This window comes from Hoeflea ulvae (assembly GCF_026619435.1).
Classification (GTDB): Bacteria; Pseudomonadota; Alphaproteobacteria; order Rhizobiales; family Rhizobiaceae; genus Hoeflea; species Hoeflea ulvae.
Genome location: NZ_JAOVZQ010000001.1, coordinates 3,044,423 through 3,065,529, shown reverse-complemented (window position 1 = coordinate 3,065,529; position 21,107 = coordinate 3,044,423). Strand labels below are relative to the sequence as shown.

At 62.5% G+C, this 21,107-nt stretch carries 19 protein-coding genes; 18 read left to right on the top strand and 1 reads right to left on the bottom strand.

All coding sequences use genetic code 11. The features are described 5' to 3' along the window. Positions 1-51: 51 nt before the first annotated feature. The 12 genes from OEG82_RS14490 (at position 52) to OEG82_RS14435 (ending at position 14,074) form a co-directional block, all read left to right on the top strand. Positions 52-3,711, top strand: a complete 3,660-nt coding sequence (locus OEG82_RS14490; RefSeq protein WP_267613112.1) for an SPOR domain-containing protein — start codon at positions 52-54, stop codon at positions 3,709-3,711. A 103-nt stretch (positions 3,712-3,814) separates the two neighbouring features. Then, entirely contained in the window at positions 3,815-4,849 is a 1,035-nt protein-coding gene (gene nagZ / locus OEG82_RS14485; protein ID WP_267614964.1) for a beta-N-acetylhexosaminidase, read from the top strand. Between the two features lie 21 nt (positions 4,850-4,870). Continuing rightward, a complete protein-coding gene (locus OEG82_RS14480; RefSeq protein ID WP_425497591.1) occupies positions 4,871-5,737 on the top strand; it encodes a segregation and condensation protein A in 867 nt (288 codons plus the stop codon). Between the two features lie 68 nt (positions 5,738-5,805). Beyond that, on the top strand, positions 5,806-6,492 hold the full coding sequence (gene scpB, locus OEG82_RS14475; RefSeq protein WP_267614962.1) for an SMC-Scp complex subunit ScpB: 687 nt from the start codon (positions 5,806-5,808) through the stop codon (positions 6,490-6,492). Positions 6,493-6,526: 34 nt separating this feature from the next. Then, positions 6,527-7,648, top strand: a complete 1,122-nt coding sequence (locus OEG82_RS14470; RefSeq protein ID WP_425497590.1) for an ABC transporter ATP-binding protein — start codon at positions 6,527-6,529, stop codon at positions 7,646-7,648. 39 nt (positions 7,649-7,687) lie between these two features. After that, on the top strand, positions 7,688-7,903 hold the full coding sequence (locus OEG82_RS14465) for a twin-arginine translocase TatA/TatE family subunit (RefSeq protein ID WP_267613111.1): 216 nt from the start codon (positions 7,688-7,690) through the stop codon (positions 7,901-7,903). Between the two features lie 41 nt (positions 7,904-7,944). After that, positions 7,945-8,646: a Sec-independent protein translocase protein TatB gene (gene tatB / locus OEG82_RS14460; RefSeq protein WP_267613110.1), complete on the top strand. Its 702-nt coding sequence runs from the start codon at positions 7,945-7,947 to the stop codon at positions 8,644-8,646. A 44-nt stretch (positions 8,647-8,690) separates the two neighbouring features. Continuing rightward, complete coding sequence (tatC, locus tag OEG82_RS14455; RefSeq protein ID WP_425497651.1) at positions 8,691-9,482, top strand: twin-arginine translocase subunit TatC; 792 nt, start codon at positions 8,691-8,693, stop codon at positions 9,480-9,482. Positions 9,483-9,563: 81 nt separating this feature from the next. After that, positions 9,564-10,847 carry a serine--tRNA ligase gene (serS, locus tag OEG82_RS14450; protein WP_267613108.1) on the top strand — a complete coding sequence of 428 codons (1,284 nt, stop codon included), beginning with the start codon at positions 9,564-9,566 and terminating at the stop codon, positions 10,845-10,847. A gap of 26 nt (positions 10,848-10,873) precedes the next feature. Then, positions 10,874-11,632 (top strand): 5'/3'-nucleotidase SurE, encoded by a 759-nt coding sequence (surE, locus tag OEG82_RS14445; RefSeq protein ID WP_267613107.1) that lies wholly within the window; start codon positions 10,874-10,876, stop codon positions 11,630-11,632. Between the two features lie 3 nt (positions 11,633-11,635). After that, positions 11,636-12,289: a protein-L-isoaspartate(D-aspartate) O-methyltransferase gene (locus OEG82_RS14440; protein ID WP_267613106.1), complete on the top strand. Its 654-nt coding sequence runs from the start codon at positions 11,636-11,638 to the stop codon at positions 12,287-12,289. A 609-nt stretch (positions 12,290-12,898) separates the two neighbouring features. Continuing rightward, entirely contained in the window at positions 12,899-14,074 is a 1,176-nt protein-coding gene (locus OEG82_RS14435) for a peptidoglycan DD-metalloendopeptidase family protein (protein WP_267613105.1), read from the top strand. A 77-nt stretch (positions 14,075-14,151) separates the two neighbouring features. Here OEG82_RS14435 and OEG82_RS14430 read toward each other — a convergent pair whose 3' ends face one another. Further along, a complete protein-coding gene (locus OEG82_RS14430) occupies positions 14,152-15,021 on the bottom strand; it encodes an ATP-binding protein (protein WP_267613104.1) in 870 nt (289 codons plus the stop codon). Positions 15,022-15,224: 203 nt separating this feature from the next. On the opposite strand from OEG82_RS14430, the gene yajC reads away from it, so the two are divergent. From yajC to OEG82_RS14400, 6 genes are all read left to right on the top strand, one after another. Continuing rightward, positions 15,225-15,554: a preprotein translocase subunit YajC gene (gene yajC, locus OEG82_RS14425; RefSeq protein WP_267613103.1), complete on the top strand. Its 330-nt coding sequence runs from the start codon at positions 15,225-15,227 to the stop codon at positions 15,552-15,554. 96 nt (positions 15,555-15,650) lie between these two features. Then, positions 15,651-18,221 carry a protein translocase subunit SecDF gene (secDF, locus tag OEG82_RS14420; RefSeq protein ID WP_267613102.1) on the top strand — a complete coding sequence of 857 codons (2,571 nt, stop codon included), beginning with the start codon at positions 15,651-15,653 and terminating at the stop codon, positions 18,219-18,221. A gap of 4 nt (positions 18,222-18,225) precedes the next feature. Continuing rightward, positions 18,226-18,612, top strand: coding sequence for an Mth938-like domain-containing protein (locus OEG82_RS14415; RefSeq protein ID WP_267613101.1), 387 nt, complete (start codon positions 18,226-18,228; stop codon positions 18,610-18,612). Positions 18,613-18,617: 5 nt separating this feature from the next. Then, a complete protein-coding gene (locus OEG82_RS14410) occupies positions 18,618-19,493 on the top strand; it encodes a phytoene/squalene synthase family protein (RefSeq protein WP_267613100.1) in 876 nt (291 codons plus the stop codon). A 142-nt stretch (positions 19,494-19,635) separates the two neighbouring features. Continuing rightward, a complete protein-coding gene (locus OEG82_RS14405; RefSeq protein WP_267613099.1) occupies positions 19,636-20,094 on the top strand; it encodes a hypothetical protein in 459 nt (152 codons plus the stop codon). Further along, positions 20,087-21,058, top strand: coding sequence for a sterol desaturase family protein (locus OEG82_RS14400; protein WP_267613098.1), 972 nt, complete (start codon positions 20,087-20,089; stop codon positions 21,056-21,058). The genes OEG82_RS14405 and OEG82_RS14400 overlap by 8 nt, the downstream gene beginning before the upstream one ends. Positions 21,059-21,107: the final 49 nt, after the last annotated feature.

Genomic DNA, 21,107 nt, shown 5'->3' with positions numbered 1-21,107 from the left:
TTTCCCCACATTGCTCTGGCATGAATTTGTGCAAGAGTATGTGAGTGATGCATGGTTGATCAATTGGATAGCAACAGCCGGTCCCCCAATCCGGATGCCGAAGTCGATGATCCGTTGGCGGAACTTGCCCGGATCATCGGATACGAGCGGCCCGTCGAGCCGGTGAAAAAGCCGGTTGAGGAACCCGACTCCAGCGATCTGGATCTCGAAGCAGAGCTGATGCGCGAGCTTGACGTGCCGCAGCTTGCGGAACCACGCGAGCGGGACCTGCCTGTCGAACGTCCTTCCGACAACGCGCCGGTTGCACGCCAGGCAGCTCCGATTGCACGCCAGGAAATGGTGCAAGCCGAGGAGCCGGTTTCGCAGGCGGATGTTGAAGACCCTTGGGGTGACGACGTCGTCGATCTCGGACCTGACTGGGACTATTCCGAAGCTCCCGAGCCCGAGACGGGTGACGTTGACGCGTCCGAGCCCGAGATGGCGTCTGACACGGATGCGGAAGAGGCGGTTCCGGTCGCATCTTCACCTGTCATGACCGAGCCTGTAGAGGCCGACGATATGGCGGTCGCTGATGAACCGGTCGAGCCTAGTTCCTATCCCGAAGACGACGAAGATGATTCCCTGGACTGGGATCTGTCGGAGGCTCTTGCCGCCGAAGCGCTGGCTGTCGAGGCCCTGGCCGCCGACTCGCGCGCCGATGTGATCTCGTCTGCCGAGCCTGATGCCGGGGAAGGCGATCCTGAGGCGGTTTCTGTCGCGGATTTTGACGCCGGGGAGGTTCAGCTTGATCTGGATGCGGATGACGAGCCAGGCGTGACATCGGCGGATACGGCCAGGTCTGACGACGACCAGGCCGATGACATGATCAATGATCTGGAGATTCCCGATTTTGACAGTCGGCTGGAAGAGGCCATGTCGCAGGCAACCGGCAAGCCGGTGCCCGTCGACCAGGTCCTCAACAAGTCAGGACAAGTCATTGCTGCGGATTTCGGCGCCGGACGTCCGGTCGTGTTGCCGGATGATTCCGGTGACAGCGTTCTGGCCGACATGGACCGGTTCCAGGTTGCGCCAGCCGATCCGAAAATCACTCATCTCAGAGTCGAGCCCGCATCGGAGCAGGGCGACCCGGCAGACGCGAAAGTGTTTGACGAAGTGTCGCCATTCGAAAGCGGCTTTGGGGGCGACCTGGAAGGGTCGGAGGCCGATCTGATCGATCAGGCGCCTGAAGCGGACGCCGCGCCTGCCGATGAAACCGCTCCGGCGGATGAGGCGCTCGACGCGGAAATGGATTTCGAAAGCTATCTGTCCACCGAGCTTGATGTGTTCGAGCACGAAGTCGCCATGGACAATGATGATGAACACGCCCCGGCCGTCGGCGCCGAGGTTGAAGCGGCAGCTCCAACAGAGCCTGACGCGGAAGCCGAGACGGAATCGGTCACCACCCAGGAAGCGCAGGTTGTGGAGTCCGAGGCAGAGCATTTGTCGGTTTTCGACGATGCCGCCGAGGAGCTTCTGGCCGATATCGCCTATGACGACACGGTCCGTGCTGCGGATACGGTCGAGACTGATGGCGCAGACGACTGGTTGTCCGACAGCATCGAGGACGGTGTTGCCGAGGCCATGGACGAGGAACTTGAGGATCTCTCCGGCTCTTCCGCCAGCATGGACGCGCCCGCAAATGACGGCTTTGACGATGCGGACGAGTTCGAGCTCGATATCGAACAAGTGCTGGCTGATACGGTGGTCGAAGATGAACAGGCGGCACCCGAGCCGGTGGCGGTAACGCCGGTCGCTGTCGCTGATGACGCTGCTGACGCCACGGATATGGTGGACTGGCAGTTTGACGACGAGCCGGCCGACCCGCAGGTTGACACCGGTGAGACCGGGTTCTCGTTCACCGATCCGGACGCGGACGCGGACACGCAGAGCACTTCGTCCGAATCCGACGGGGATGATCGCTCGGGCTTGGCTGCGGCGGCTGTCGCGGCTGCCTTTGTCGCGCCGCGGACTGTCGGCGTGACGCCGCAAGAAGATATGGACACTGGAACAGATATGTCGGAACCCGCGGTCCAGGCGGATGAGGACGGCTATTATTTCGACGCCGACCTGATTTCGCAGCCTGAGGATACGCTGGAAGCGGTCAACGAGATCGATGTGCCCGAACTGTTCCATGACGAGCCGCAGACCATCGATCCCGACTATGACAGCGAGATTGAACGGGACTTCGCCGATATCGTCGACCGGCATGAACCGGAAAGCGAAGCGGTGGCCGCTCCGAGCGCCACCGGCGCATTTGGCAGTGCCGAAGGATGGAACCGCGGCGCTTCGGCTGCGCGGGGCTATGAGCACTCGCCGGACTATATCGAACTGGAACGCGAACTCGGCGTCGACAATGTCCATGCGCAATTCGAGGAGGTCTCGAATGTTCATCACGATGAGGCGCTGAGCGGGCTGGAAAATCTTCAGGACGACCTGATGTATGTCGACAGCGAGCGCGAGCGCACGGAGAGTTCGCGTGGCCCGGTGCTGGCGCTGGTGGTGCTTGGCGTGGCCCTGGTTGCCGGTGCAGGCGCCCTGGGCTGGAGCATGTGGTCAAACGACGAGACAACCGCCGACGGCGGACCGCGGATCATCCGGGCCGACACCGATCCGGTGAAGGTGCTGCCGGAAAACCCCGGTGGCGTGACCGTGCCCAACCAGGACAAGGCGGTCTATGACCGTGTCGCCGGTGGTGATGGCGCCTCGACCGGACAGCCGACGCTGATCAATTCGGCCGAAGAACCGGTGGATGTGGTCCAGCGCACGCTCGATCCCGAAATCCTGCCGCTTGAAGGCCGTGGCGACGTGCCGCTCAAATCCGAAGACCGGCTGCTCGCCGATGGGGCGATGGCGGAATCCGACGCCAATGTGGCTGCACCTGCGGTGGTTTCGCCGCGCAAGGTACGCACCATGATCGTCAAGCCTGACGGCTCCATCGTGGCCCGCGAGGATCCCGATCCGGTGGCAGAAACCGCGCAGCCGGTGACCGAGACACCGCAGACCGCCGAGGCAGCCCCGACGGGTGCCGCAGAGCCGCTTGCAGCCCCGGACCAGACCGCCGCCGAAACGGCCGAGCCGAAGGTTCCCACCATGCAGTTGTCGCAGCCCGATGATGTCGTGGCCGAGGCTCCTGTTATGGAACAGGCTTCGACCGAAGCCAGCGCCGATGCCAACGGCACCGCCACCGCAGACGACAACACTTCGATCGCGCCGGTGCGCGTGGTCACCACACAGCAGATCCTGCCTGTGTCCAATGCGCCGATCCCGCAGGGCCGTCCTGCCGATCAGCCGGTCAATGTGGTTGGTACGGTCACCCAGGGCGGCGCTGTTGCCGCAGCACCTCAAACCCCGGCTGCGACGGCGCCAGCGCAGGCTCAGCCGGTGGAAGTGGCTGCCGCTCCCGCCGCAGCGGCGCCGGTGGCCAATCCCGGCGGCTACTATATGCAGATCGCCTCGCAGCCCAGCGCAGAAGGGGCTCAGGCATCCTGGAACACTCTGTCGAGCCGTTACAACTCGGTGCTTGGCGGGCTCCCCGTCGACATCCAGCGCGCGGATATTCCCGGCAAGGGCGTGTTCCACCGGGTCAGGGTTCCAGCCGGTTCCCGCGACCAGGCCAATGCCTTGTGCAGTCGCTACAAGGCGGCCGGCGGAAGCTGTTTCGTGTCGCGCTGAAGCCTGAACAAGATGGACTTGAAATAAGGGGTGCGCTGCAAAGCGCGCCCCTTTTGCCAGTCGGTGGTGCCGCACGCAGAGGAACTCTGTCAAAACTTTTGCGATCGACTACCATTGGCCCATGAGCGAATCAAAAGCAGTCATTTTCGGATGCGCCGGACCGGAGCTGAGTTCCGGCGAAGCGGCGTTTTTTGCCGACAACCAGCCATGGGGATTCATCCTCTTCGGCCGGAACATCATCAGCCTGGACCAGGTCGCGGATCTGACCGCCAGTCTTCGCGACAGCATCGGGCGTGCGGATGCGCCGGTGCTGATCGATCAGGAAGGCGGCCGGGTGCAGCGGTTCAAGCCACCCTTGGTGCCGCAATATCCCTCCGGTGCGGATCTCGGCGCCCTGTATCTGGCCAATCGGGAAGCGGGATTGCGCGCGACCTGGATCATGTCGCGTCTGCATGCCTTTGACCTTTTTCCATTGGGCATCACTGTTGACTGCCTGCCTGTGCTTGATGTGCCGTCGCCGGGTGGTCACGAAGTCATCGGCAGCCGCGCCTACGGGATCACGCCAGAGGTGGTGGCGGCGCTCGGGCAGGCGGCCTGCGAGGGGCTCAAGGCCGGCGGAATGCTGCCGGTGATCAAGCATATTCCCGGCCATGGCCGTGCCGGTGCGGACACGCATCACGAGCTGCCGCATGTGGATGCCTCCCGCGCGGAGCTCTCCGCGCGTGACTTCGTTCCGTTCAAGGCGCTTGCCGCCGAGGCGATGGCAATGTCGGCGCATGTGGTGTTCACCGACATCGATCCGGACCAGCCGGCGACCACATCGCGCCGCGTGGTGGAGGAGGTGATCCGCTCCGAGATCGGGTTTGACGGTCTCTTGATGTCCGATGACGTGTCGATGAACGCGCTTTCTGGGGATTTCGCCACGAGGACGGGTGCAATTTTCGCCGCGGGATGCGATGTCACATTGCACTGCAATGGAAACCGGGCTGAAATGGAGGCCGTGGCCTCGGCAAGCCCGGTTCTGGCCGCGGACAGCTTGCGGCGGGCGCACGCCGTGACGGCGGCGTTTGGCGACCCCGATGCAAGCGACGAAGCGGCATTGCGTGATGAATTCGAGGGGCTGATGGCAGCCTCCTAACCTTCGGGCTGAAAGGCGGCAATGGTGAGCAACGGCAACCGCAACACAGGCGGAGCGCCCGGCAGGATGGCCAGGGGCGTCACACCCATGGATGCGGTGTGGGACAATGCCAATACCGAGCGCGCCCTGAGCGATCCGTCGCTGGTCATTGATGTCGAGGGTTTTGAAGGACCGCTGGATCTGCTGTTGCATCTGGCACGCACCCAGAAGGTGGATCTGGCCCATATCTCGGTGCTGGCGCTCGCAGAGCAATATCTGCAGTTTGTCGAAAAGGCGCGCGGCTTGCGGTTGGAACTGGCAGCAGATTACCTGGTGATGGCCGCCTGGCTTGCCTATCTCAAATCCCGGCTGCTGATCCCGCAGAGCGGAAAGGGCGACGAGCCCAGCGGCGAGGAAATGGCGGCAGCGCTGGCGTTCCGGCTCAAGCGGCTCGAAGCCATGCGGGAAGCTGCAACGCGTCTGGTCAACCGCAACCGGCTGGGCCGTGACGTGTTCGGGCGCGGCGACCCCGAGCCGATGGTGATCGACCGGACGTCGAGTTTCGATGCGACGCTGTATGATCTGCTGACCGCCTATGCGGCGCAGAAGCAGCGCCAGTCACTCACCCAGGTGACGATCTCGCGGCGGCGGGTCTGGTCGCTCAGCGACGCCCGGGTCATCCTGTTTCGCCTGATCGGCGAGCTCAAGGACTGGACGGCGCTTGACCAGTACCTGATCCGCTATCTGTCGGATCCGGAGGAGCGCACCACGGCGATCGCCAGTTCCTTTGCCGCCAGCCTGGAAATGGTGCGGGAAGGGCGGCTCGAAATCCGCCAGGACGGCGCCTTTCAACCGATCTTCATGCGGCGGCCGCAGCAGCCCGCCGTCAGCGCAGGGAGCAAGCCATGACAATGGATCCTGGTCACGGAACGGCAATGGCCTATCCCGGCGATGCCGACCACGCGGAGGATGACGACATGGGGTCGGACGCACTCGATGCGCTCAGGGAGCGCGCCCTGCACGAGGCCGAGCGCATTGCTGAGGCGCTGATCTTTGCCTCGACCGACCCGGTGGCGGAAAACCTGATCGCCGGCAAACTGCCCGACGGCGCGCCGGTCGGCGTGGTGATGGCGCGGCTGGCCCGGTTCTATGCCGATCGCGGCGTCAACCTGGTTCGTGTCGACAATGCCTGGGCGTTTCGCACCGCTGCCGATCTCGGATTCCTGATCCGGCGCGAGGAAACCGAAATCAAGAAGCTGTCGCGCGCCGGCCTCGAGGTGTTGTCGACGATTGCCTATCATCAGCCGGTAACCCGGGCCGAGATCGAGGATGTGCGCGGCGTGGCCACGTCGAAAGGCACGCTGGATGTGTTGATGGAAACCGGCTGGGTGCGAATGCGCGGCAGACGGCGGACACCGGGGCGTCCGGTCACCTATGGCACGACGGCGGCCTTTCTCGACCATTTCGGGCTGGAAGACCTGCGCGACCTGCCGGGCATGGATGAGCTGAAGGGCGCCGGGCTGCTGTCGGGACGGGTGCCGTCGAATTTCCATCCGCCGATTCCGCCGGCCAATGACGACCTCACCGAGGAGGAGGATCCGATCACGCAAATGGATCTCGAAGAGCTTGGTCTCTTGACTCCGATGGGAGAAGCAGAGGACTAAGCCTGCGGTTCCGGTTTCCATCCGGAGCGGTTGATTGGTCAAAGCAAGGGTCCGGACCACCGTGATACAGCAGACAAGAACGGCGATCGCGCGCAGAACGGCAGGTGTCACCTTTGCCGCGCGTCTGGCGTTTGAAGATGTCCATCATTGCTATGGCGACCTGCCGACATTGCGTGGCGTCAGCCTGACCGCTGAACCGGGCGAGGTGCTGTGCCTGCTCGGCCCGTCGGGGTCAGGCAAGACCACCTTGCTCCGGATCGCGGCCGGGATCGAGCCCCTGGGCCGGGGACGGCTGCTGCTCAATGACCGCGAGATTGCCGGGCCGTCGGTCAACCTGCCACCCGAACGCCGCGGCATCGGTCTGATGTTCCAGGATTTCGCGCTGTTTCCGCATCTTACGATTCTCGACAATGTCCGCTTCGGCCTGACCGCTTTGTCGAAGGCTGACGCCAGGCGCGAGGCACTTGCGGCGCTCGACCGGGTGGGGATGATCCATTACGCCGACAATTTCCCGCATGCGCTGTCGGGCGGCGAGCAGCAGCGCGTGGCGCTGGCCCGGGCGCTGGCGCCACGGCCAGCGGTCCTGCTGATGGATGAACCTTTCTCCGGGCTTGATTCGCGGCTCAAGGACAGTGTCCGCGCCGAAACGCTGGCCATCCTGCGCGAAGCCCGGGCGACAGCGATCGTGGTGACGCATGACGCTGAGGAAGCCATGCGGATGGGCGACCGCATTGCCTTGCTGCGCGACGGCAGGCTTGAGCAGGTGGGAACCGGCGAAGACCTCTACCATCGGCCGGTCAACCTGTTTGCTGCCGGATTCTTCTCTGAAATCAATGTGTTCGAAAGCTCGGTTTCAGGCGGAATCGCGCAGACACCTGTGGGTCCGGTGCAGGCGGAGGGTTTTTCTGATGGCGCGAGCGTCTCGATTGCCATAAGGCTTCCCGGCGTAGAAATCACCGAGACGCCCTGCGGCGTCTCAGCACGAATTGTCGCACGCCGGTTCCTGGGAGTTGAAGAGCTGGTGACCTTGGTTGTTGCAGGGGGCGAAAGTCCTATTGACGCACGCATCCGCGCTGGCCAATTAAGGGCAGGCGCCCGCGATGTTTCGGTTACTGTCAACCAGCGTGACATTTTGGTGTTTGAAACAAACGGATAAACACCCTAAATCAGGGTAGGATGCATACAGGAGAGTATCATGGGTTCATTCAGCGTTTGGCATTGGCTTATCGTTCTGGTCGTCGTTCTGCTTCTTTTCGGTCGCGGCAAGATCCCGGAACTGATGGGCGATGTTGCCAAGGGAATCAAAAGCTTCAAGAAGGGCATGGGCGACGATGACGCCGCGCCCGAGACCAAGACCGTCGAGTCCAAGACTGTCGACGCCAAGGCTGAAGAAGCCAAGGATCGCGGCTGACACCCCAATCCCGTTACCCTGACGGGTGAGGAGACGCCTGAATGTTCGACATAGGTTGGCCAGAGCTTCTGGTCGTTGCCATCGTGCTGATCATCGTGGTTGGTCCAAAGGACCTTCCACCGATGCTGCGTGCCTTCGGCCGCACCACCAAGAAACTCAAGTCGATGGCGAACGAGTTTCGGGGTCAGTTCGATGATGCCTTGCGTGAAGCCGAGCTTGGTGATGTCAAGAAGACATTCGACGACGCCAAGAAGCTCAATCCGATGCAGAGCATTCGCGATGCCGTCAATCCGCTCAAGGATTCCGCCAAGGACATCCGCGCGGATCTGGAAAAATCGGTGAAGTCGCCGGCTGCGGGCGTGGCCAACCAGCCGAAGGTGGATATTCCGCCCTCGACAATGAAGCTTGCCGATGGTCCGCCGGAAATCAAATCCGCCGAGCCGGCACCGGTCAAAGCCGAAACCGCGGCCGGGGCCGAGCCCACGACACCAGCAGCAAAGCCTGCCGGTTCGGTGCGCAAGCCCGGCGACAAAGCCGCGGCACAGGCTCCGGCCAAGGCGGCAGCCAAAACCAAGCCGGCGGCTTCGACAGCTTCGTCCAAGTCCAAGCCGGCGGCATCAAAGACCGGTGCAGCATCCACACCGGCAGCCAAGGCCAAGCCTGCCGCTGCCGCCAAGGCACCGGCCAAGCCCAAGGCTGCGCCTCGCGCCCGGAAACCCAAGCAAGGCGAGGGCCAGGCGTGACCGACGATATCGAAGACAAGCCGCAGCCGCTGCTGTCGCATCTGATGGAACTGCGCAATCGGCTGATGTGGGCCGTTGGCGCCTTCTTTCTGGCGTTCCTGCTGTGCTTCGGCTTCGCCAAGCCGTTGTTCAACATGCTGGTGCAGCCGTTCACCTGGGCGGTGGACTGGGCCGGAATGAGCGACCGCAAGATCGAGCTGATCTACACCGCGCCGCAGGAATTCTTCTTCACCCAGATCAAGATCGGCATGTTCGGCGGTCTCGTGCTGGCGTTCCCGATGATTGCGGCACAGCTCTACAAATTCGTGGCCCCCGGGCTCTACAAGAACGAGCGCGGCGCCTTTCTGCCGTTCCTGGTGGCTTCGCCGCTGCTGTTCCTGTTGGGCGCGGCACTGGTCTATTTCTTCTTCACGCCGATGGTGATGTGGTTCTTTCTGTCGATGGAACAGACCGGCGGCACGGGCGAAGCCTCCATCATGCTGCTGCCGAAGGTGTCGGAATATCTCAGCCTGATCATGACGCTGATCTTTGCCTTCGGCCTGGTGTTCCAGTTGCCGGTCGTCACCACGCTTCTGGCGCGGGTCGGCCTGGTGAGCAGCCAGGGCCTGAAGGACAAGCGCAAATATGCGATCGTTGCAGCCTTCATTGCCGCCGCGATCCTGACACCGCCCGATCCGGTCTCCCAGATCGGGCTTGCGCTGCCAACCATCCTTCTTTACGAGATTGCCATCTATTGCGCCCGCCTCGTGGAGCGTCAGCGCGCTGCGCGAGCGGCGTCGGCGGAAACTGACGAAACATCTTCGTCTGCGGATGCCGATCCCGAAGGGGACGCCTGAGCCTCGGTTTGGACATTGCACCGTGCCGGCTGACGGCACGGTTCCAGGGTGGGCGCTGCCATTCGACTACCGGGACCAGCCATGCTTGACATCAAATGGATACGAGACAACCCCGCAGCTCTTGACGCGGCACTGGCCAAGCGCGGGGCCGAGCCCCAGGCGCAGAAGCTGATCGAGCTTGATGAAGCCCGCCGCAGCCATGTCAGCGCGCTTCAGGCGCTGCAGGAACGCCGCAATCTTGCCTCCAAGGATATCGGCAAGGCCATGGCCGCCAAGGACCAGGCCACGGCGGATGCACTGAAGGCGGAAGTCGCCACGATCAAGGACGAGCTGCAATTCGGCGAAGCCGGGGAGCGCGAGCTCGACGAGGCGCTCAAGCATGCGCTGTCGGTGCTGCCCAACATTCCGCTCGACGAGGTGCCTGTCGGTGCCGATGAGAGCGAAAATGTCGAAGTGCGCAAGGTCGGCGAAAAGCCTGATCTCGGATTTAAACCGAAGGAACATTACGAGCTCGGCGAAGCGCTGGGACTGATGGATTTCGAGCGCGCGGCGAAAATGTCGGGCGCACGGTTCACGATCCTGACCGGTGCGCTGGCACGGCTTGAGCGCGCGCTGGGCCAGTTCATGCTTGATCTTCACACCAGCGAGCACGGCTATACGGAGGTCAATCCGCCGCTGATGGTCAATGATGCCGCGGCCTACGGAACCGACAAGCTGCCGAAATTCGGTGACGACCTGTTCCGCACCACGGATGGCCGCTGGCTGATCCCGACGGCCGAGGTGCCGCTGACCTATATGGCGGCGGGCGAGATCATTGCCGAGGAAGAGCTGCCGAAGCGCTATGTGGCGCAAACCGCCTGTTTCCGTTCCGAAGCCGGATCGGCAGGCCGCGACACGCGCGGCATGCTGCGCCAGCATCAGTTCACCAAGGTGGAGCTGGTCTCTGTGACAACACCCGAGACATCGCTTGCCGAACATGAGCGGATGACCGCCAGCGCCGAAACCGTGCTCGAGCGGCTGGGTCTGCCGTTCCGGACCATCGTGCTGTGCACCGGTGACATGGGCTTTGGCGCACAGAAGACCTATGACATCGAGGTCTGGATGCCGGGGCAGGACGCCTATCGCGAGATTTCGTCCTGCTCGGTGTGCGGCGACTTTCAGGGTCGCCGCATGAATGCGCGGTGCCGCAAGGCCGGCGACAAGGCCACCCGCTTCGTCCATACGCTCAACGGGTCCGGCGTGGCCGTGGGCCGCTGCCTGATTGCGGTGATGGAAAACTATCAGAATGCCGATGGCTCGATCACCGTGCCCGAGGCGCTGGTGCCCTATATGGGCGGGCTGACGACAATCGGGAAAGCGGTCTGACGCGGCAACTTTTGAGGGAAACGGCCATGCGCATACTCATCACCAATGACGACGGCATTCATGCCGAGGGACTTGAGGTGCTGGAGCGCATCGCCCGGACGCTGTCCGACGATGTCTGGATCGTTGCGCCCGAGACCGACCAGAGCGGGCTTGCGCATTCGCTGACGCTGTCGGAACCGCTGCGGCTGCGCGAGGTCCGCGAGAAGACCTTTGCGCTGCGCGGCACGCCGACCGATTGTGTGATCATGGCGGTGAAGCGGCTGATGGACCGGGCGCCGGATCTGGTGCTGTCCGGCGTCAATTCCGGCCAGAACGTCGCCGATGACGTGACCTATTCCGGCACCGTGGCCGGCGCCATGGAAGGCACGCTGCTCGGTGTGAGGTCAATCGCGATCAGCCAGGCCTATGCGTTCAAGGATGGCCGGATCATGCCCTGGGACGTGGTCGAGACGCTGGCGCCGGCGCTGCTGAAGAAACTCATCGAGATCGACCTGCCTGCAGGCACCTTGCTCAACATCAATTTCCCCAATTGCGCGGTGGATGAGGTCAAGGGCGTGGTTGTCACCGATCAGGGTCAACTGACCCATGGACTGTCGATCGAAGAGCGCCATGATGGCCGCGGTTTTCCCTATTTCTGGCTGAAGTTCGGCCGCCGTGATTTTTCTCCGGAAGCCAACAGCGACATCAAGGCGATCACGAAGGGCTATGTGTCGGTTACCCCGCTGAAGCTGGATCTGACCAATCATCTGGTCCAGGAGAAAATCGCCAGTGCCCTGGAAGCTTGATCGATGAATGTCCGCCTGCTGGAAAAAGAAGGATTTGCCAGCCTGTTTCTGCGTCTGCGGGCTGAAGGCATTGCCGACAAGCCGCTGCTGACGGCGTTTGAACAGACGCCGCGAACCCTGTTTGTCTCCGCCGCCTATGCCGATGCCTGTTATCAGGACCGGCTCTTGCCGATCGATTGCGGCGGCTTTGCCGAAAGCGCTGACCTGGTGGCGCGGCTGCTGTCGCTGCTGGCCATCGAGCCGGGTCACAGGGTTCTCGATATCGGCACCGGCAGCGGCTTTCTCGCCGCCGTCGCGGCGCGTCTTGCCGAACGGGTGCTGACGGTGGACCGCTACAAGACCCTGGTTCAACTTGCGCAGCAGCGTTTCGCCCATCTCGGCCTGTCCAATGTGACGGCGCGTCAGGCGGACGGCACCAAGGGGTTGAGCGGCGAGGGGAATTTTGACCGGATCATTTCCACCGGCGCCTTCGAGGGCATGCCGCGCCTGTTCGTCGACCAGCTTGCGTCAGGCGGTGTGATGCTGGCGCCGATCCTCAAGGATGATGGCCGGGCGCAGATGGCGCGGCTGACCAAGATCGGCAGCCGTTTCGAGCGGGAAGATCTTTTCGAGGTTCCCTACCGGGCCTTGACGCCGGCTGTCGCCGCCGCGTTATGACCCATCCAGCGTCATAATTTACATGGAAATGCTTCGTCTTAACTGATGAGTAACACTAACACGCTTTAATCATATCAGTTGGTTTTGCGTTGATTGGGTAGTGTTATGCGTCTCAGACAATCTGTCGTCCTGAATGTTTCTGTGTTCCGTTTGTTCGGCGTCGCCCTGCTGGCGGGGTCGGCTGCGGCATGCAGTTCGGATGCAAGTCGTTTTGCATATCAGAACACGGATCAGTTGCTCACCGCTTCGATCCCGTCGCCATCCTCGGACTCGCTCGCCCCGATGGGCGGTGACAATCCCGTGCCGCCCGGAGGCTTCTCCGGAGCCTATCCGCAGGCGCCGTCCTCTGTCTCGCAGGCCTATCCCGGCGATTACCGCACGCAGGCGCAGCAGGGTTACGAACCGACTTCAACCGGATCGATCCCGGGTTCCGTGGCGCGATCGGTGTCTTCCTCATCGAACCTGATTCCGAGTCAGCAATCGGTTGCGCGTCAGGTTTTGCCATCGCCACAGAATATTGCCTCACGGAGTTTGGAACCCATGGCTCAGCCAGCGCTCGCTGCCCCCAGCAACCCTGCGCCGCAAGCTTTCCCAGAACGGCCCGCGCCGATGTCCTCGAACGTCCCGGTCGCACAGGTCTACAGCAACAACAGCCAGCCGGTTCTGGCGCCTGATCCGATTGTCACCGGCACGGCGCCGAGCTCGGCAGGGTGGACGACAGCCGGAGGCACCCGCATCACGCTGGGACCCGGCGAGACCATCTACAACCTGTCCAAGCGCTATGGCGTTCCGGCGAGCGAGATCATCAAGGCCAACGGCATTTCCGATCCTTCCAAGGTGGCATCGGGCCGTCAGCTGCTGATCCCGGTTTATGTCTATTCGCGGCAGGCTCCGGTATCCGCTCCTGACAGCAATCCGAAAACACGGTCGGCCAAGTCGAGCGCAGGGCTGCAGGGCGAGGCCAGGCAGGACAATCTTCCGATGCCGGTACCGGCGCCGCACCGCGATGCCGCCGTGCTGCCGGCCGCTCCGTCGCTGCGCAATCCGTCAACCGGCACCATGTCGGAAGAAGTGGTCAGCGACACCGCTTCGAACACAAAAGCGCCCGCGTCTGCCGGTGGCGCCTACACGGTCAAGAGCGGTGACACGCTGAGCAAGATCGCCCGTGAACAGGGTGTCGGCATTGATGCGCTGAAATCGGCCAACAACATCTCCGGCTCGAATATCCGCATCGGTCAGTCGCTTGTCATTCCGGGTGCGGGGTCGCAGACGCCGGACCAGACATCTACGGCCTCGATCCCGACCGAAAATGCACCGAAATCCTACACTCCGCCCGTCAGCGCCGCCGCCGATGGCGTCGCCGCCAAGACCAAGGCTGACGTGGCCTCGATTGCGCCGGCAGCAACCGGCATCGGCAAGCTGCGCTGGCCGGCCCGCGGTCAGGTGATCACCGGCTTCGCCAAGTCCGAAAACGGCAAGCGCAATGACGGCATCGACATCTCGATGCCTGCCGGAACCCCGATCAAGGCCGCAGAAAACGGTGTGGTCATCTATTCCGGCGACGGGCTGAAGGAATATGGCAAGACCGTTCTGGTCCGCCACGACGATGGCCTGGTGACGGTCTATGCCCATGCACAGACGCTCAATGTCAATCGGGGCGACAAGGTTGTCCGCGGTCAGGTGGTTGCCAGTTCCGGCATGACCGGTGCGGCCAAGACCCCGCGGCTGCATTTCGAAGTGCGCAAGAATGCGGCGCCGGTCGATCCGACCACCTATCTCGAATAGCAGCCCCTCAGGGCTTCAATACAAAGGGCCGGCGTTTTGAGCGCCGGCCCTTTTTGTCATGGTAATGCTGGTCCGGTTCAGAGCGCCTTGCCGGAGCGGCCGGCGAGATCCTGGATGAACTGCCAGGCAACGCGTCCCGAGCGGGCGCCGCGTGTGGTCGACCATTCGAGCGCCTCGGCACGCAATCCTTCCGGATCGCCGTCCAGCCCGTAATGGGCAGCATAACCCGAAATCATCTCCAGATATTCGTCCTGGCTGCATTTGTGGAAGCCGAGCCAGAGGCCGAACCGGTCTGACAGCGAGACCTTCTCCTCGACCGCCTCGCTGGGGTTGATCGCGGTGGAGCGCTCGTTCTCGATCATGTCGCGCGGCAGCAGGTGCCTTCGGTTCGAGGTGGCATAAAGCAGGACATTGTCGGGCCGGCCCTCAATGCCGCCATCCAGCGCCGCCTTGAGCGACTTGTAGGCGGTGTCGTCATGGTCGAATGACAAATCGTCGCAAAACAGGATGAAGCGGGCTGAAACCGGCCTGAGAATGCTCATCAGCGCCGGCAGCGAGTTGATGTCCTCGCGATGGATCTCGACCAGCTTCAGCGGCGCAACAAGCCCGTCCTCGGCGCTCAGCGTGGCGTGAACCGACTTGACCAGCGAGGACTTGCCCATGCCGCGCGCGCCCCACAGCAGCACATTATTGGCGGCAACGCCATGGGCGAAGCGGCGGGTGTTGTCGACCAGGATGTCACGGACATGATCGACGCCCTTGATCAGACCGATGTCGATCCGGTTGGGCTTGCCGACAGGGGCGAGATGGTGGGTGTCTGCATCCCAGACAAAGCATTCGGCCGCGTCAAAATCATTGGTCTGCGGGGCTGCGGGCGCCAGTGATTCCACGGCGCGGGACAGGCGGGCGAGTTCGGCGAGGATCTGGCGGGCGATTTCATCTTGCATGCGATGGTCCGGGGTTCGGGTGGCTTGCCGACATGGCGTGGCAAGCGGGTAGCATGACATGCAGGTGCAGAAAAGTTGTTTAGGCAGGCAAATTGGGGCGCCGTGTCCCATGTTTGCGTTGCAATCGGCTATCTTGCCACTATATTCCGCTCGACTGTAGGGGGCGCTTTCGGGCCTCCATACTTATTCTCAAGGAGTTTTTCATGTTTGTGACCCCGGCACATGCCCAGTCCCTTATGGGCGGCGGCGGCAGCGAAATGGTGATGTCGATCCTGCCATTCCTTCTGATCTTCGTGATCATGTATTTCCTCATCATTCGTCCGCAGCGCACGCAGATGAAAAAGCGTGAGGAAATGCTCAAGAATGTGCGCCGCGGCGACCAGATCGTCACCGGCGGCGGCATCTTGGCCAAGGTCACCAAGGTGGTTGATGATGCCGAGCTCGAAGTCGAGATCTCGGATGGCGTCAAGGTCCGTCTGCTGCGCAGCCTGATTGCCGATGTGCGCGCCAAGGGCGAGCCTGCCAAGGAATAGCCGCAAAGACCGGGCAGGAGAATGATCCTGCCCGGTCCTTGCCGACGCCCAGATTTCTCACCCTATGTCGTCCCGCTGGGATGAACCGAGAGCAACATGCTGTATTTCTCCCGTTGGAAAACAACCCTGATCTGGCTAGCGGTTCTCGCCGGCGTGGTGTTCGCCTTCCCGAACCTGTTGAACCAGCAGCAAGCCGACAATTTGCCGGACTGGGTGCCTTCCAAGAAGATGACACTGGGACTGGATCTGCAGGGCGGCTCCTACATGCTGCTGCAGGTCGAGCGGCAGGACATCATTAAGGACCGGCTGACCACAACGGTGGACGATGTGCGCCGGATATTGCGGGATGCAGGCATCGGCTACACCGGCCTGTCGGGCACCGGCCAGATGGTTCAGGTGCGGATCCGCGACGATGCCCGGGTCGAGGAAGCCAAGACAGCACTTGCCGAGCTCGAACTGCCCGTCAGTTCGGGCCTTTTCGGCGGTGGAACGGTCTCGGAAGTCACCATTGAAGAGACCCAGCCGGGTCAATTGCGGATCCTGTTGACCGATGACGGCATCAGCTACCGCGTGTCTTCGGCCGTGGCGCAGTCCATCGAGGTGGTGCGCAAGCGTATCGACGAGCTCGGAACCACCGAACCGCTGATCCAGCGGCAGGGTGTCGACCGCATTCTCGTGCAGGTGCCGGGTCTTGACGATCCGGAGCGGCTGAAGGGCCTTCTCAACCAGACCGCCAAGCTGGCATTCCGGATGGTCGACAGCTCGATGCCGGTGCAGGAGGCCATTCAGGGCCGTCCGCCATCGACATCCGAAATTCTCTATTCCACTGATGATCCGCCGGTTCCCTATCTGATCCAGCGCTCGGTGCTGGTCTCGGGTGAAAACCTTGTCGATGCGCAGGCCGGCTATGACCAGCGCACCAATGAACCGGTCGTCAGCTTTCGCTTCGATTCGAAGGGTGGCCAGCGCTTTGGCCAGGCAACCACACAGAATGTCGGTCTGCCATTTGCCATCGTGCTCGACGAGCAGGTGATCTCGGCGCCGGTGATCCGCGAGCCGATCCTGGGCGGAACCGGGCAGATCTCGGGCAATTTCGACGTCCAAAGCGCCAATGACCTGGCGATCCTGCTTCGTGCGGGCGCCTTGCCGGCGACGCTTACCGTCATCGAGGAACGCACGGTCGGTCCCGGCCTTGGCGCCGACTCGATCGCTGCCGGCGAGATTGCCGGCATCATCGGCGCGCTTCTGGTTCTGGCCTTCATGTTCGTTGCCTATGGCATGCTGGGCTTCATCGCCAATCTGGCGCTGATTGCCAACGTGACCATGATCATCGCGCTTCTGACCATGCTGGGCGCAACGCTGACCTTGCCGGGCATCGCCGGAATCGTGCTGACCGTCGGCATGGCGGTTGATTCCAACGTGCTGATCTATGAGCGTATCCGCGAGGAGCACAGGGCAGGGCGGTCACTGATCCAGGCGATCGACGCGGGCTTCTCGAAAGCCTTCGCCACCATCCTTGATGCCAATGTGACCACGCTGATTGCGGCCGTGATCCTGTTTTATCTCGGCACCGGGCCGGTGCGGGGCTTTGCCATCACGCTGGCGATCGGCATCGTGACCACCGTGTTTACCGCCTTCACCTTCACTCGCTGGATGGTCGCTGAATGGGTGCGTCGCAGACGGCCCAAGGCCATGCCGCGGGGTGCGCTGGATGCGATTGTCCGGGACTTCACCTTCCGGTTCATGAAAATCCGCCGCTTTACCTTCGTCCTGTCGGCCGTGCTGTCAATTGCCTCGATGGCGCTGTTTGCAACCATCAACATGAATTACGGTATCGACTTCAAGGGCGGCTCGATGATCGAGGTTCAGGCCAAGCAAGGCAATGCCGATGTCGGCGATATCCGGGCGCGGCTGGGCGAGCTCAATCTGGGCGATATCCAGGCGCAGGAATTCGGTTCGCCGCGTGAGGTGCTGATTAGGATGCAGGCACAGGGCGGTGGCGAGAATGCCGAGCAGACCGTCATCACTCTGGTTCGTGCCGAGCTGGAAGGCGATTACGACATCCGCCGCGTGGAAGTGGTCGGCCCGACGGTGTCGGGTGAGCTCGCACAGGCCGGCACCATCGCCGTGATTGCCTCGCTGCTGGCGATCCTGGTCTATATCTGGTTCCGGTTCGAGTGGCAGTTTGCCCTGGGCGCGATCATTGCGACGGTGCACGACGTGGTGCTGACCATCGGGATTTTCGTGGTGACGGGGATCGAGTTCAACCTGTCGAGTATCGCTGCGGTGCTGACGATTGTCGGCTACTCGCTCAACGATACCGTGGTGGTGTATGACCGCGTGCGCGAAAACCTCCGGCGCTACAAGAAGATGCCGCTGACCAGCCTGCTCGACACATCAATCAACCAGATGCTGCCGCGTACCATCCTGACATCGGTGACAACGCTGCTGGCGCTGCTGGCATTGTTCATCTTCGGCGGAGAAGTCATCCGGTCATTCACCTTCGCAATGATCTTCGGCGTGGTGGTCGGCACCTATTCGTCGATCTTCATCGCGGCACCGGTGCTGATCCTGTTCAAGCTGCGGGCCGACAATTTCCGCGTCGGACTGGACGCCGAGACGGAAGGCGAAGCCATTCCGGAGACGTCTGACCCGAGCAGGGCCTGAGAACATGGCGCGCGGCATCGAAATACGGGAAGCCCATTTCCCCGGCCGCGCGCCCATTGAAGCCTATGGCAATGGCGGCTTCCGCTTTGCCGACATGTCGCATCGCGGTTCGATCCTGTGCCTGCCTTCGGGCATCTATGGCTGGGATGTGACCGAGGGCGACGCGCTGGATGCGTCCCTGTTCGAAAAGGTGCTGGCCGAAGCCGGCGACATCGAATTTCTGCTGGTGGGCACCGGAATGTCGATCCGGTTCCTTCCCGCGGAGCTGAAAACGTCCTTGCGGGCCGGCAATGTCTCCTCAGATCCGATGAGCACCGGTGCTGCAGTGCGCACCTACAATGTGATGCTGGCCGAATCGCGCGCAGTCGCCGCCGCGCTGATTGCCGTGTAAGCGGGATGAGCGGCACAGTTCCATCCGGCGCGCCGACAACGGGCGCGCGTGAGCCACTTCTGGCGGCCTTGCGCGAGGTCGATATCGACCGCTATCTGGCGCTGCTCTTGATGCCGGAACCGGTGCAGGCCGACATTGCCGCCCTGTTCCTGTTCAATGCCGAGATCGCCGCAATCCGCGACAGGATCCGCGAGCCGCTGCCCGGTGAAATCCGGCTGCAATGGTGGAGCGATGTTCTCGAAGGCGGACGCCAGGCCGAGGCGGCTGCGCATCCGGTTGCCGCGGCACTGCTGAATCTGGTCGAGCGCCGGGCCTTGCCGGTGGCTCCCTTGAGCGCCATGTGCGAAGCGCGGATCTTTGACCTCTATGACGATCCAATGCCGGACCGCACCAGCTATGAGGGCTATGCCGGCGAGACCGCCTCGACGATCCTGCAGGCGTCAGCATTTCTGCTCGATGCACAAGCTTCCGACCATAGCGCCACGGCCAGCGGCCATGCCGGAGTGGCGCAGGCTGTGGCGGGGCATTTGATGCTGCTGCCATTGTCACGCAGCCGTGGGCAATTGTTTTTGCCCGGTGATCTGCTGGCGGCCACCGGGCTTGACCGCGGCGGCTTTCTGGCAGGCACCGACCGGGCGGCGGTTTCCAATGCCGTGCGGGCCTTTGCCGGTTTCGGGCGCGACCATCTCGGCAAGGCGCGTGCTGCACTCGGTGAACTGCCGGCTTCGGTGTTTCCTGCCTATCTGCCTGTCGCCCTGGTCGACGCGGTGCTGCGCCGCGCCGAAACCCTGGGCGCCGATTGTCTCGACAAGCCGATTCGCATTTCACAATGGCGGCGACAGTGGCACTTGTGGCGCTCAGCGCGGCGCGGCCGGGTCTGATTTGACGTTTTGTTCTCCCGAAATGGATGTGCAGCAGGGTCAGGCGCGCGGCAATGCCTGCCAGTCTTGCACAACAAAGGCCAGCGCGGCATAGTCACACACTGTTGACGTGGCGGCGTGCTGCGTCATGCGGAGGAAATGCATGAGCCTTGGCGTGTTGGTAGTGGTGGTTGCCTTCGGCGTGATTCTGATCATCGGCGCCGTTCATTATTCAGGCGGGTCGACGCAGAAGGACGCGCGCGATCATGGCGAGGTGATTTTGGAATTCGCCCGAGCCTATCCGGGCGAGGCGATCCGTTCCGTCTCGATGACCAAAGACGGGCGCGCGAGTTTCCTGCGGCTGGCAGATGGCAAGACCGGCTTCATGCAAGCCATGGGCCGGCATTTTGTCGCCAGGCTGATTCTTCCCGGTTCGGCTTCGGTGGAGCCGCTCGAGGATCAGCCGGGTCTACGCATCGCGTTTCACGATTCCACGCTTCAGGGTGGCGATTACGTGTTCAACAGCACGGATGAGGCGGCAGAGGTCTCGCTGTGGCTGTGCGACAGTTTTGCGCTCGCCAGTCCGAAACTTGACGAGCCGGGCGAGGGCGGCAATGCCTGATCTCAAGGATTTCCCCGATGTCACGCAACTGGCGATACCGTTCTTCGTCGGCGCGATTCTGCTCGAATTGCTGGTCATTCGCGTGCTCAAGCGCCGCGGAGACTACGAGACCCGCGATACCATGACATCCTTGCTGATGGGGGTCGGTAATGTGGTTGCGGGCTTGCTGCTGGGGTTCGTGGCGTTCGGCGTGCTGATGTGGGCCTGGCAGTACCGGATTTATGATTTCGGCACGTCCTGGTGGGCCATTGCGCTGTGCTTCATTCTCGATGATCTGCGCTACTACTGGTATCACCGGATTGCGCATCGTTGCCGCTGGGTCTGGGCCGAGCACGTCAACCACCACTCCTCGCAGCATTACAATCTGTCGACGGCCCTGCGGCAGAGCTGGACCGGAACATTCACCGGCATGTTCATCCTGCGGATTCCGCTGGCGCTGATCGGGTTTCACCCGGTGCTGCTGCTGTTCGTGGGTGGGCTCAACCTGGTCTATCAGTTCTGGATCCACACCGAAGCCATCGGCAGGATGTGGAAGCCGATCGAGCTGATCTTCAACACGCCCTCGCATCACCGGGTGCATCACGCCACCAATCCGCGCTATCTCGATTCCAATTATGCCGGCACGCTGATCATCTGGGACCGGATGTTCGGCAGTTTCGTGCCGGAACTCGATGCCGACATGCCGCGCTACGGCATCGTCAAGAACATCGGCACCTTCAATCCGCTCAAGGTCGCCTTTCACGAATGGATCGACATGTTCCGCGATGCGTTTCAGCCGGGGCTGACCATGACCGAAAGGCTGGCCTATCTGCTGGCGCCGCCGGGCTGGAGCCATGACGGATCGCGCAAGGGGTCGGAAGCGCTGAAAGCCGATTATGTGGCGCAGAATCCCGGTTCAGCCGGAATGCCGGGTTTGCCCGGCGCGGATGTACCAACAGGCCGGCCGGTTGCGCCGGCCGAATAGCTGTTGATGGTTGTCAACAAACCCTGACAGAACTGCAGCGCAGGGCCGG